This is a genomic window from Rhodococcus sp. BP-316 (assembly GCF_019836105.1).
Lineage (GTDB): Bacteria > Actinomycetota > Actinomycetes > Mycobacteriales > Mycobacteriaceae > Rhodococcoides.
Map to the genome: position 1 here is coordinate 222,613 of NZ_JABUEE010000009.1, position 12,823 is coordinate 235,435.

Here is a 12,823-nt window from a genome sequence, read left to right on the forward strand (position 1 = left end):
CACATGTGTGTGGCTAGCCAAGTAACGTCGGGTATCGAGCCCCTCGAACGCCCCGAAACGCGTCGTGCCAGCCCTCCAGACGGGGTGACGGGCCTCGGGCGAACACGTGTCGGGGAGTATCGTGCGTACGTCGTGACGCACGATGATTCACACAGTCCGAAGGGAGACAGGACATGATGCGCCGCCACTCACCGACGGAAGTACGCGGTCTGCTCCGTACGGATCCGGGGTACCGGTGACACTGTCAGGTGCGCAGGTGCAGCAGATTGCCCGCGACACTGCGGAGACACTCGACGATGTCAGCCGCGGACATCCGTTCACTCCGCATCTGGATGTCTGGAAGGTGGGTGACAAGGTGTTCCTCATCGTGACCGACGACGACCCGAATCTGCAGATCATCACCGTGAAGGTGGACCCGCATCACGCTGTTGCACTGCGACATGACCACGACTCGATCACGGCCGGGCGCTATCTCGACAAGCGGCACTGGACCTCGGTCGGTCCAGGCCGGGGCGTGACGAAGCGGCTCGTCGAGGATCTGGTGCACGGCTCTCACGAGCTTGCAGCCGGCCACCGGTCGGGGTCTTGATGACTGATACACCGTCCCTGTTCGCGGCGGACGAGGTGTCCCGGCCGCTGGCGGACCGGCTGCGTCCACATTCGCTGACCGAGGTCGTCGGGCAGAGCCACTTACTTGCAGACGATGGTCCGATCGGCCGCATGGTCGCGACACGACGACTCGCGTCCATGGTGCTGTGGGGCCCTCCCGGATGCGGGAAGACCACTATCGCAAGGCTTCTCGCCGAGCAGACCGGTCTCGCGTTCGAACCGCTGTCGGCAACGTTCTCCGGTGTCGCGGACCTCCGCAAGGTGTTCGGAGCGGCGAAGAAGCGCCGCGAGGTCGGGCAGGGCACACTCCTGTTCGTCGACGAGATCCACCGGTTCAACCGTGCCCAACAGGACTCGTTCCTTCCCTGCGTGCAAGACGGCACCGTGGTCCTCGTCGGAGCCACCACCGAGAACCCCAGCTTCGAACTGAACGGCGCGCTGCTGTCACGCTGCCAGGTGTTCGTTCTGAAGCGTCTCGACGATCTCGCGCTCGAGCTACTCATCGGCCGGGCAGAAGATCTGCTCGGCCAACCGCTGCCACTCGACGACGATGCCCGCCACGCGCTGATCGCCATGGCGGACGGCGATGGTCGCTACCTGCTGAACATCGTCGAGCAAGTGAATCCGCTCCCCGGCCCCGTCGACACAGCAGGGCTCGCTGCGGCCGTGCAGAAACGGGCTCCGCTCTACGACAAATCGCAGGAGGGGCATTACAACCTCATTTCCGCACTTCACAAAGCGATGCGCGGATCGGATCCGAATGCGGCACTGTATTGGCTGGCAAGGATGTTGGACGGTGGCGAGGACCCGCTCTTCATTGCTCGCAGGATCACCAGGTTCGCGAGTGAGGACGTCGGGCTCGCCGACCCGAGCGCCCTCCAGCACACCCTCGCCGCATGGGACGCGTACGAGCGATTGGGGTCACCAGAAGGAGAACTGGCACTCGCCCAAGCCGTGGTCTATCTCGCCACAGCGCCCAAGTCGATCGCCGTCTACCGTGGCCTGAACCGGGCCACGCGTGAAGCGAGAGCGACGGGGTCGCTGATGCCGCCCGCACACATCCTCAATGCCCCCACCAAGCTCATGAAGGAGCTCGGCTACGGCGACGGCTATCGATACGACCCCGACACCGCGGACGGATTCTCCGGACAGAACTACTTCCCCGACGGCGTCGAACGAACGATCTTCTACGAACCCACAGGCAACGGCTACGAGCACGCCGTCGCTGAACGACTGCAGCACTGGCAGCGCCTTCGGCAAGCGTCCCATCCACGCCCTGATGCCGGGACAGCCCCACCACCGACGACTGCCACCGAGTGATGCTCGCCTCGGTCGCCCTCGTCAGGAGTGCTTCTCGACGTATCGGGTCATCGTCTCGAGCTGGTAGCGGGAGACGTCGTGGGCGTTCTCGTTCTCGGCGAACACACTCGACACCATGACGGTGTCGTTGTCGTAGAACCCGAGTTCACCGAGACCGCCGAAGAACTGGTCCCAGTCGACGTCGCCGTCGCCGATCTTCAGATGCTGGTGCACCCGCACCGCGTTGCCGGGTGGGTTGGTGATGTACCGCAACCCGTGCGAGCGGTGATGATCCATCGTGTCCGCGACGTGCACCAGACGCACCATGTCCCCGGCGGCGGCCATGATCGCCGGCAGGTCACCGCCCATGTGGAACTGGTGGCACGCCACGATCACCATGCCGATGTTCGGGGAGTTGATCCCGCGGATGGTGCGGATCGCGGCGAGCCCGTCCTCGACGAAATCGTCCGGATGCGGATCGATCAGGACGTCGAGCCCCTCGCGTTCGATGATGGGGACCAGTTCCTCCATCGACCGGTAGAACGCCCGCTCGGACTCCTCCGGCTTCTCCGGTCGACCGGAGAACTCGGTGTTCATCGTCGACACGCCGAGGTCGACGGTGATCTGGATGGCGCGTTTCCAGTACCGGACAGCCGCCTCGCGGGCGTCCTCGTCGGGACCGGACCAGCGCAGCACCGGCAGCACCGAGGCGATCCCGACGCCGGCGCCCGAGCAGGCCTTGCGGAACTTCGCGACCAATCCGTCGTCGGCCTTGGGGTGACCAAAGAACGGGATCATGTCCACGTGAGGGGTGAGCTGCAACCACTCGTAGCCCAGATCGGCGACCACGGCGGGCAGCTCGAGCAGCGAATGCGAATGATGGAACGGCGTCGGATCGAGCGCGATCTTCATGAAGTGTCCTGTACTGATCGGGAGTGAGCGTCTACCTGATCTCGTTGGTGCACGGCGGCAGTCACGAGGCCAGCGACCGAGTGGCGGGCGGAGGGGTTCTGGCAAGGAGGCCCCCGGATTCGACTCGCTGTGCGTAACCGTCTCGGACGAGCACGCGCTGAGCGTGGATGACGGTGTCGCGGGAGACTCGCAATCTCCGCGACAAGGAGCGTGCACTCTCCAACGTGTCGCCGTCGCCGAGCGCTCCGGAGTCGATCAACTGCCGAACCTGTTGCACCATCTGGTGATAGATCGGAACCGGGCTCGACGTGTCGAGTTCGATGCGGTGATGCGGCATGGCTGTCTCGCTCGTACGGTGTCGTCCGCGCCGGCATCGATGCAGGTGTCGGCGCGGACGTCCCGAGTCCTAGCGAGTGCCGCCGGCGGCGAGGTCGGCGATGGCGTCGATGTTGGTGGCGTCGATGAAGGACGGTCCCGTCAGCACGGCCTGCCCGCCGCCGAGCGTGTTCTTGTTGTTCAGGTAGAGCCAGAGCGAGTCGACCGCCAGGTATCCCTGCAGGTAAGGCTGCTGGTCGATGGCCCAGGCCACGTCCCCCGATTTCACGGCGTCGACGAGCGCACCGTTGGTGTCGAACGTCGCGATCTCGGCGTCACTACCTGCGGCGCTGCGTGATTCGACGGCGGCGAGCGCGATGGGCGCGCCCAGTGTCAGGACTGCGTCGATGGTCGGATCCTGCTGCAACTTCGCCTGGATGGTGGCCTGCACGGACGGCAGATCCTGGCCGTTGACGTTGAGATTCTCGATCTTCCCGCCGAAGCCCTCCGCGACACCGGCGCACCGCGCTTCGAGCGACACCGCTCCCTGCTCCTGGATGACGCAGACGGCATTGGTCGCACCGTCCGCCTTCAAGCGCTCACCGGCGGCGATCCCCGACGTGCGCTCGTCCTGACCGAAGTACCCCTGGACTCCCATGTCCTTCCAGTTGTCGTAACCGGAATTGAAGGCGACGACCGGAACGCCGGCAGCGACCGCGGCTTCGACGTTCGGTTGCATCGCATCGGGTTTGGCCAATGTGACCGCCATGGCGTCGACGCCGGAGTCCAGCGCGTTCTGCACGAGGTTCGCCTGATTCGGCGCCTCGACCTCACCGTTGTACTGCAGGTCGATGTTGTCCTTGGCGGCAGCCGCTTCCGCTCCGCGCCGGATCAGATCCCAGAACGTGTCACCGGGAGGGGCGTGAGTGATCATGGCGATCGTGGCACGCGGGGTGTCGGCGACGCCGGCGTTCGCACCTCCGTCGGCCTGGTCGGGAGCGCCACCGGAACTGCTGCACGCGGTGAGTGTGGTGGCGGCAGCGAGTGCCATGGCGACCGCAGCGCGACGTGTGGAAATCACGAGGAGTCCTACTTTCCGGGGAGGTAGACGGATCTATTTGACCGGTCTAGTAGCAGAACTATGACGTGGCACACAGGGCGCTGTCAAGAGGTGAGTCAGGTCAGGAGGGGACGGGACCCGACGTCGAACGAACGACCAGACGTGGTCGCAGCACGACGGACCGTGGTTCGGTACGTCCGTTGTCGAGTCGATCCACCGCGGCGTCGACGGCACTGACGGCCTGCTCGCGTGCCTCCTGGCTCACCGATGTGAGATCCACGTGCGCGAGCTGGGCCAGCACGCTGTCGTCGTATCCGGTGACCGACATCTGTTCCGGCACAGTGATTCCTGACCGTTGCAGTGCGTCGAGGAGACCCACTGCACTGCGGTCGTTCGACGCGACGACGGCCGTGGGGCGCGTGGCTCGCCGCATGACGGCCGCGGCAGCAGCCACGCCCGAGGCCTCGGTGAAGTCACCCTCGATGATGTCCACGTGGGCGTCGAGGCCGTGGCGGTGCATCGCTCGCACGTAGCCGGATCGCCGGTCCACCGCGATCGGGTTCGACCCGCCCGTCAGATGAGTGATGCGCTGATGGCCGAGCCCCACGAGATGGTCGACGACCGAGCTCATCCCGCGGAGATCACCGGCGCGGACCACGTCCACGTCGGGCCGGGCCAGGCGTCGACCCACCGACACGATGGGCACGCGGGCGTTCCACAGGCTCAACAGCTCGGACTCCACCTCGGGACCGAGAAGTACGACTGCCTCGCAACGGAAGTCGAGCAGGGTGTTCATCACCGCCTCTTCCCCGTGCGTCGGAGTGAGTGCGCCGAGGACCACCTCGTATCCGCGTTCCGACGCGTGCTCGACGAGGTGCTCGACCATCTCCGCATGAAAGGTGTTGCGAATGTTCGTCATCACGCCGAGGAGGTGCGTGCGACGCAGGGCGAGCAGTGCCGCACTGCGGTTCGGCCGGTAGTCGAGCTCCGCCGCAACCTCCATGACCCGCTCACGCGTCGCCGCGCTGGGCCCCTGCACGCCACGAAAGATCATGCTCACGAGCGCTTTCGACACCCCTGCTCGATCGGCGACGTCCTGCATCGTCGTGGTACGGGAACGGCCTCCGCCGCGGGACACCGAGCTGTCGGACACGCGGATCCCCTCATCGGTCGGCGGGCAGCACCCTTGACAGGGGCGTGATGCGACTCTCATAGTAGACCTACTAGACCGGTTCAATAGACCGAGTCAGTGTCCCCCCACCACGAATCTCGAGAGAGCAGTTCTCATGACCCACGACTCGATCGGCGTCGCCGTCATCGGCGGCGGTATGGCCGGCCGCGCCCATGCTGCCGGATACCGCATGGCCTCCACTCTCTTCGGCACCGACCGGCCCGACGTCCGCCTCGTCGCCATCGCCGACACGAATGCCGCAGTAGCCGACGACACTGCGAAGCGTTACGGGTACGAGCGCGCCGAGTACGACTGGCAGTCGATCGCCGTCGCCGACGACATCGACGTGGTCAGTGTCGTCGTCGCGAACCACCTGCACCGCGAGATCGTCGAAGGTCTGCTCGCCGCAGGCAAGAACGTGCTGTGCGAGAAGCCCCTCGCCGGATCGATCACGGATGCGGAGGCGATGGTTGCCGCCGCGTCGATGTCGTCCGGTATCGCCACCGTGGGGTACACCTACCGCCGCTCCCCTGCCGTCCAGGCCATCGCCGACGAACTCGCGGCCGGCCGCCTCGGCGACATCGTGCACTTCGACGGCCGCTATCGCGCCGACTACTCGCTCGATCCCACGGGTCCCATGACCTGGCGCTACCGAGGCGGCCCCGGCACCGGTGCGCTCGCCGACGTGGGCAGCCACCTGATAGACCTCGCCGAGTACGTCGCCGGCCCCATCACCGAGGTGCGCGGCGCCCAGTTCGCCACCGTGATCGGCGAGCGGCCCGTTCCCGTCGGCGTCACCTACGGACACACCAAGGCCGAGACGACCGGCGACATGGCCTCCGTCGAGAACGAGGACGTCGCCACCTTCACCGCGGCGTTCGCGGGCGGATTCGTCGGGACGTTCTCCGCCTCGCGTGTCTCCCATGCGAACCCGGACGGACTGTCCTTCGATGTCTTCGGCACGAAGGGATCGGCCTCCTGGGCGCTCGAGCGCGCTGCCGAATTCCACATCTCGACCACGGACATCGACGACGCCGTCAACGGCCGTCGCCAGGTGATCGTCGGGCCCCAGCACCCTTACATCCGGGGCGGACTCCCGATGGACGCCGGCGGCGTCGGTCACGGCAAGGCCGAGTTCTTCGCCTACCAGGCACGCGCCTTCCTCGACCAGGTCGCGGGGATCGACGGCCTGCCGCCTCTCCCCGACTTCGCCCACGGGTTGCGCGGCATGCAGCTCGTCGCCGCGATCACCGAATCCGCAGCGAACAACGGTACCGCCGTCAAGATCTGACCACTCGACCACCACACACAGAGGACCAGCCATGAAGCTCGGCGTCTACAACGCAATCCTGCACGACAAGCCACTCCCGGAGGCGCTGGCGACCATCGCCTCCCTCGGGCTCGAGGGCATCGAGATCAACTCCGGCGGGTTTCTCCCGCCGGTCCACATCCCCGTCGACGACCTCCTCGCCGGAACCGTCAGTCCAGCTGACTATCTCGCGACGTTCGAGGGAACGGGCGTCTCGATCCAGGGACTGAACTGCAACGGAAATCCGCTGCACCCCGATCCCGAGGTGGGACCGGAGGACGCCGACGATCTCCGCAAGTCCATCCGCGTCGCCGGGCTGCTCGGCATCGATCGCGTGGTCACCATGTCCGGCCTTCCCGCCGCGCATGCCGGCGGCGCCTGGCCCGCGTGGCACGTCAACACCTGGGACTCCGGGTATCTCGACTCGCAGGACTACCAGTGGGACGAGGTCGCGGTACCGTTCTGGAAGGAGATCGATGCCCTCGCCCGCGAGCACGGTGTCAAGGTCGCCATCGAGATGCACCCGCAGAACCTCGTCTTCAACCCGCCGACCATGAAGCGACTCGTCGACAAGGTCGGCGCCACCCACGTGGGCGCGGAGATGGATCCCTCGCACCTGTTCTGGCAGGGCATCGACCCGGTCAAAGCTGTCGAATGGCTGGGTCCGTTGGTGTTCCACGCCGCTGCGAAGGACACCCGCATCAACCCGAACTGCGAGATCTACGGCGTACTCGACGATCGCTTCACCCGCATCCCCGCAGACCAAAACCCAGTGGGCCTCGGCGGCAAGCACGTGGTCAACAAGTGGCCCGAAGACTCGGCCTGGGACTTCGTCGCCGTCGGCAACGGTCACGACACCGCCTTCTGGGCACGCTTCCTCGAAGCCCTGTACAAGATCGACCCGGACATGGCCGTCAACATCGAGCACGAGGACACCGCCTACGGAGCCCTCGAAGGTCTGAAGATCGCGGCAGAGACCCTCAAAGAAGCGGCCCGGAGGGCAGGCGTCTGAGATCCGCACGTTGCGCGACCCAGCATAGATCCGCTCGGTGGACGGCCGGACTCACAGCGTGAGTCAGCCGAGGCGGGTTCGTCACGGTAGGTCGCGCGGTCGAGCTCTGGGTCGGACCGGGCGACGAGTCAGGAAGGTACCCGTCGAACAGGATGCGTCGGCATCCGTCGAGTTCCGATGTCGGCGCACTCGTCGACCGGGCCGGTCAGAGCCGTGACTGCTGTCGATGTCGCCAGTCAGGCGCAGGAACCTGCGACTTTGCACGGCCGAGCGCGGCATTCCACTCACTATGTTGGTTGCTGACTCTCCGATCAACGATCGAGGAAAGCCGAAATGGGAGCGCAGAAGTCGTTCCACACCGTAGGCGGGCAGGCTCACGACCACGACCGTCACGCCGGTCGTTTTCTGACAGAAGCATCGAGTGCGCCGCCGCGTTGGTGTGGTGGCAACCTCTGTGAGCGATGTCAAGCACATTGCGACAGCGAGTGACATCGGGGGCGTACCGCCCATCTACGCGAAGCGAGCGGCCGCCGCGAAACCCAGGTCACAGCGACTGAAGATGGAGCCTCCTGTCAGGATTGAACTGACGACCTTTCGCTCACAAGGCTTCGACGACCCGATCAAGTGGATTCACCTGGACTCATGAATACCGGCCTGAGCTCTGTGTTCGTCCATCAGCGTCCGTCCCGGTCCACCTCCGTCCGTCCCGACTTGTGACACTCTCGTGACACCGAGAAACCGTCGGTTCGTTCTCACTGGATCTGTAATCGCATGCTGCACAGACTATCTCGTAGTCACTGGATCTGCTGACATCACGCCATTCGGCGTCGTCCACGAGAGTCGTCGTGATCGACGACATCGTCGTCGGAACCGTCAGGATCGAGTGGATCGGCACGCCATTTCCACTCGATGACATGCTCGTCGATCGAATGGTTCTGACACCGGCTCATATCGTGCAGCCGCGGAGGGCACTCGCCGACGCGGAACATCTGCCTGCCGGCACGACGACTCGAACCGTGGCAATGGGTATGTCGCTTCCGGCGCCAGCAGCGACGGTTCCACGTTGTCACGGCACCTCGGTTTCGCGGTGGATCTGCCCGAGAACCGGGCGCGGACAGAGGCTTGGATGATGGTTCACAGAATCGAACTTGTGAGGGGTATCCGCACGCGCGGAGGTCCATCTGAGCTGGCACCGATGTGCTGGCTGGTCCGCCGGAATCACCCGGTTCGCGAGTCCGATGGGAAGCTGGTCTCCGCTGTGACGCGACTGCCTGTGAACAGCATCTCGGCAGCGTGCTCCCCCCGGGCAGTGGAGCCCTCAGGCAATCGGCGGGTCCCGGCGCAGGCTCGTGTAGCTCACCCCGGTCAGCTGCTCGGACAGATTCCACAGGGCGGTCGCGAGCTTCAAGTCGCGCGAACGTTTACTGGACGAGACGACTGTCGGATGTCCACGCATCTCCCGGAACCCGTCGGGTCCGATGTACGAGCCTCCCTCGACGCCGGCGACCGTCGCCGCGTACAGCTGCGGCAATGCTCCCATGTTCGAGCTCTGACCGATGACGCCCGCTCCCAACGAGAAAATCTTGTCGAGGGCAGATTCGGTATGGGACGCCAGGTTCGTGGACGAGATACCGGGATGCGCCGCGACGGAGACGACCGAGGAGCGCGCTTCCGACAGGCGCCGCTGAAGCTTGTACGCGAACAACAGATTCGCCAACTTGGACTGGCCGTAGGCAGCCCAGCGACTGTAGCGGCGGTGCTCGAAGTTGGGGTCGTCGATCGAGATGTGTCCGCTCGTGTGCGCGAGACTGGAGAGCGTGACGATCCGGTCGGAGATGCGGTCGACGAGCAGTCCGGTCAACGCGAAATGGCCGAGGTGATTGGTCCCGAACTGCATCTCGAAACCGTCGGCCGTCTTCTTCTGCGGCAGCGCCATCACACCGGCGTTGTTGACCAGGACGTCGAAGGGCTCGGTTGCGTCGGCGAAGCGTCTCACGGAGGCCAGATCGGCGAGATCGAGCTCGCGAACGGTCGCAGTCGGCCCGATCTCGCGGGCGACATCCTCTCCCCTGTCGGTATTGCGACACGCGAGTACCACCTCCGCCCCACGTGCACCCAGGGCTCGGGCCGTGGCCGCACCCAAGCCACTGTTGGCGCCGGTCACGACGAAACGCCGCCCCGTCTGATCCGGGATGTCTGCGGTCGTCCACGTCGAGGTCACCGGTCCGACAGTAGCCGTGCGCGGCGGGTCACTCGGCGAACTGCGAAGGTTCTCGGATCGCTCCTGATCCGGTCAGCACGTGGGAACGACGCGGCGAGGTATTCGCTGGCTACGGAGGCGGCATGGACATCGACGTTGTTCGCGGTTGGTGGTCGATGCGGGGCCTTCGAGGAGTGCGGTGTCGCATCGAGCACGGCTCCGACTCAGAAGGACCAGGGTGCGAGTGGGACGTGGTCCTGGAGTCCCGTCCGAATACTGTGTCCGCGAGCGACGGCACGACGGCTGATTGCCCACGACGCGATTCCGACGCCATGGTGAAGCTGAGGCAGCGTGATACCCGCCGCGGCGATCATTTTCTCCATCTCGGCGTCCAGCGACAGCAATCGGCAGCATCCGTCTCGAGGGGTTCGACGACTAGTCGAACGAATCGAGACGCATTGCGCAAGAACGTGATTGCTCGGTATCGCCTACGCCGAGTACACACGCCTCCACTCCGACACCCCGCGCCGACAGCAGTTCGGAGATCTCGTCGATGCCCTCGTCACCCTGGTTGGCGGCAACGAGGTCGGGCAGTTTCGTCCATCCCCTGATCATCTCGAGACGCTCGCGCGGGTCCTCCACGATGGCAGCGAAGGTTGTCACATTCGATGGTGTTGATGGACACGTCGTCGAACGCGGTCGATGAACCGCCTGAGCGCCAGGAAACCGTAACCCACGTAGACCAGTTGTCGACGGGTCCGTCCGTACGCTGCTGCGTGGCCCGGGGCGTGGGTTATGCGCTCGGTCCGCTGGTCCTTGGCCTGCTGCACGATGCGAGCGGCGGATGGACCCTGCCACTGCTGTTCCTGCTCGCTGTCGCCTCGCTCGCGACCATTCCGGCGACCACACTTGCCGAAACGGCATTCGTCGAGGACGACTTGATCAGGTAGGGCTGCCTAGCGCGTCGGATGCACTCCGCGAGAACCTCAGCCGCCGCCGCCTAACGGGTTCCGGTGATGCCACCGTCCACCGGGATCGTCGCCCCGTGCAGGTAAGCCGCCTCATCCGAGACCACCCACGCGATGGCCGACGCGATCTCTTCCGGCCGACCCGGACGTCCGGCCGGAATGCCGACCGTCATCTGACTGATGACGTCGCTACTGGAGTCGTTGATCGGGGTTCGGGTGGCGCCGGGCGCGACGGTGTTCACTCGTACCCCCCGGGGTCCGAACTCGGCGGCCCAGCTTCGAGCGAGCTGAGCTTCGGCAGCTTTCGTGGCGGAATACAGGCCGACGAATGCATGGCCCACCGTGGCCATCCACGACCCGATTACCACGATCGCGCCGGTGCCTCGTTCGGCCATTGCCGGCGCCAGGGCTGCGGTGAGAACATGCGGTGCCCGGACGTTGACGGCAAGTGTCGCTTCGAGATCGGCGTCGGTGAGGGACACGGTGTCGACGGCGGGGCAGAGTGCCGCGTTGTGCACCAGGATGTCGACCCGCCCGTCGAGAGCGGTGGTCCACGCGGCGGCCAGCGCACGCAGATCGGTAGGTGACGCGGCGAGATCGCCGTTCACGAACGCGGCGGATCCGCCGGCGCCTTCGATCTCGGCGACGAGGTGCGCACCACGTTCGGCGTCGCGCCCGGTGATCACGACGCGAGCGCCACGGGCCGCGAGTTCGCGGGCGGTAGCGGCGCCTATTCCGCTCGTCGAGCCGGTGACGACGGCGGTGCGGTCGGACAGATTCGATGGGTTGCTCATGACCACCACTCCACAGTGCGATCACGTAACGCACCAGGGCGAGCACTGCCTGGTCACGCCGTGACCAGGCAGTGTCCGGGAAGTCTCCGTAGTCTCGGCAGGGTGCCAGCAGACAGATCCGCACTCGGGGCATTCCTCCGGTCACGACGTGACGCACTCACGCCAGCAACGGCGGGGATTGCGCCGTTCCCCGGACCGCGGCGCGTTCCGGGCCTGCGCAAGGAGGAACTTGCGGTGCTCGCAGGATTGAGCCCCGATCACTACAGCCGGCTCGAGCAGGGTCGCCAGCACACAGTCACCGACGACATCGTCGACGCCTTGAGCCGGGCCTTGCGCCTCGACGAGATCGAGGACGCACACCTGCGAAATCTCGCCGCTCCGATGCGCCGGAAACGCTCGAGCATGTGGGAGTCTCCACAACGACCCAATCCTGGTCTGCTCCGGGTGCTGACCACGATGGATCACGTTCCCGCGCTCGTCCTCGGGCGCCGCTCCGAAATCCTGGCGTGCAACACGCTGGCGCGGGCAGTCCTCGGCGAGGAGATCGACAGGGGTGCCGTACTGGTGCGCTGGCTCTTCCTGGACTCGCGTGCGAGGGAACGCATCGTCAACTGGTCCGATTACGCGTCAGCCGCGGTGGGGGCGATGCGCTACGAGGTCGGACGCCACGTCGCGGACGCCCGATTGACGGGTCTGATCGACGATTTACGTCTGGCAAGTGAAGACTTCGCCCATTGGTGGAATGATCACGGCGTAGCGGATCGCACGTCCGTCGACAAGAAGATCGCCCACCCCGTTGTAGGTCGACTCGCGTTCGGCATCGAATCTCTTGTGTCGCCCCACGATCCGGAGCAACGCTTGATCGTCTACACCGTCGAGCCCGAGTCGTCCACTGCTCGGGCTCTTCCGATGTTGGCGTCGTGGGGCCCGGCATCTGCCGAGTCGATGGGCTGACGCGCGGACGACGAATCGATCGATCGATCGGTCCGCCCGCGGGTGGTATCTGCAGCACCTTCGACTTTGCCCAGGTCGTCTCGTCGTTCACCGCCGCAACCTCCACGAGTCCCGACACGTACTTCACGCAGGTGCCGAATTCGCTTCGTCCGAAAGCCGAGCCGTACTCCTGCGCATCTCGCTTCGCCCACTGGCTGGACTCGGTGACGTGCAAATCGAG

13 protein-coding genes are annotated in these 12,823 nt (G+C 65.5%); 6 read left to right on the forward strand and 7 right to left on the reverse strand.

The features are described from left to right. Positions 1-235: 235 nt before the first annotated feature. Both HQ312_RS18425 and HQ312_RS18430 read left to right on the forward strand, forming a co-directional pair. On the forward strand, positions 236-589 hold the full coding sequence (locus tag HQ312_RS18425; protein WP_222640270.1) for an MmcQ/YjbR family DNA-binding protein: 354 nt from the start codon (positions 236-238) through the stop codon (positions 587-589). Next, positions 589-1,929 carry a replication-associated recombination protein A gene (locus tag HQ312_RS18430; protein WP_222640272.1) on the forward strand — a complete coding sequence of 447 codons (1,341 nt, stop codon included), beginning with the start codon at positions 589-591 and terminating at the stop codon, positions 1,927-1,929. Before HQ312_RS18425 ends, HQ312_RS18430 begins: the two co-directional genes overlap by 1 nt. A gap of 21 nt (positions 1,930-1,950) precedes the next feature. Here HQ312_RS18430 and HQ312_RS18435 read toward each other — a convergent pair whose 3' ends face one another. The 4 genes from HQ312_RS18435 to HQ312_RS18450 all read right to left on the reverse strand — a co-directional run bounded on the left by HQ312_RS18435 (position 1,951) and on the right by HQ312_RS18450 (position 5,297). Continuing rightward, positions 1,951-2,820, reverse strand: coding sequence for a sugar phosphate isomerase/epimerase (locus HQ312_RS18435; RefSeq protein ID WP_222640274.1), 870 nt, complete (start codon positions 2,818-2,820; stop codon positions 1,951-1,953). Positions 2,821-2,881: 61 nt separating this feature from the next. Further along, entirely contained in the window at positions 2,882-3,157 is a 276-nt protein-coding gene (locus tag HQ312_RS22330; protein WP_222640282.1) for a GntR family transcriptional regulator, read from the reverse strand. 69 nt (positions 3,158-3,226) lie between these two features. Further along, positions 3,227-4,186, reverse strand: coding sequence for a substrate-binding domain-containing protein (locus HQ312_RS18445; RefSeq protein ID WP_056076191.1), 960 nt, complete (start codon positions 4,184-4,186; stop codon positions 3,227-3,229). Positions 4,187-4,316: 130 nt separating this feature from the next. Further along, entirely contained in the window at positions 4,317-5,297 is a 981-nt protein-coding gene (locus HQ312_RS18450; protein WP_056076188.1) for a LacI family DNA-binding transcriptional regulator, read from the reverse strand. Between the two features lie 184 nt (positions 5,298-5,481). On the opposite strand from HQ312_RS18450, the gene HQ312_RS18455 reads away from it, so the two are divergent. Together HQ312_RS18455 and HQ312_RS18460 are read left to right on the forward strand one after the other, a co-directional pair. Beyond that, positions 5,482-6,657: a Gfo/Idh/MocA family protein gene (locus HQ312_RS18455; RefSeq protein ID WP_042576592.1), complete on the forward strand. Its 1,176-nt coding sequence runs from the start codon at positions 5,482-5,484 to the stop codon at positions 6,655-6,657. Positions 6,658-6,688: 31 nt separating this feature from the next. Further along, positions 6,689-7,687, forward strand: coding sequence for a sugar phosphate isomerase/epimerase (locus tag HQ312_RS18460; RefSeq protein ID WP_222640284.1), 999 nt, complete (start codon positions 6,689-6,691; stop codon positions 7,685-7,687). A gap of 1,318 nt (positions 7,688-9,005) precedes the next feature. Here the strand turns inward: HQ312_RS18460 and HQ312_RS18465 are convergent. Together HQ312_RS18465 and HQ312_RS18470 are read right to left on the reverse strand one after the other, a co-directional pair. Next, the gene (locus HQ312_RS18465) at positions 9,006-9,908 is read right to left on the reverse strand and encodes an oxidoreductase (protein WP_222640292.1); all 903 of its coding nucleotides are present in this window, start codon (positions 9,906-9,908) and stop codon (positions 9,006-9,008) included. A 414-nt stretch (positions 9,909-10,322) separates the two neighbouring features. Next, positions 10,323-10,550, reverse strand: a complete 228-nt coding sequence (locus tag HQ312_RS18470) for a hypothetical protein (protein ID WP_222640294.1) — start codon at positions 10,548-10,550, stop codon at positions 10,323-10,325. Between the two features lie 5 nt (positions 10,551-10,555). Between HQ312_RS18470 and HQ312_RS18475 the strand changes: the two genes are divergently transcribed. Continuing rightward, positions 10,556-10,837 carry a hypothetical protein gene (locus tag HQ312_RS18475; protein ID WP_222640296.1) on the forward strand — a complete coding sequence of 94 codons (282 nt, stop codon included), beginning with the start codon at positions 10,556-10,558 and terminating at the stop codon, positions 10,835-10,837. A 50-nt stretch (positions 10,838-10,887) separates the two neighbouring features. Here HQ312_RS18475 and HQ312_RS18480 read toward each other — a convergent pair whose 3' ends face one another. Then, positions 10,888-11,649, reverse strand: a complete 762-nt coding sequence (locus HQ312_RS18480; protein WP_222628145.1) for an SDR family NAD(P)-dependent oxidoreductase — start codon at positions 11,647-11,649, stop codon at positions 10,888-10,890. A gap of 102 nt (positions 11,650-11,751) precedes the next feature. Between HQ312_RS18480 and HQ312_RS18485 the strand changes: the two genes are divergently transcribed. Continuing rightward, positions 11,752-12,603 (forward strand): helix-turn-helix transcriptional regulator, encoded by an 852-nt coding sequence (locus HQ312_RS18485; RefSeq protein ID WP_222640298.1) that lies wholly within the window; start codon positions 11,752-11,754, stop codon positions 12,601-12,603. The last annotated feature ends 220 nt before the right edge of the window (positions 12,604-12,823 follow it).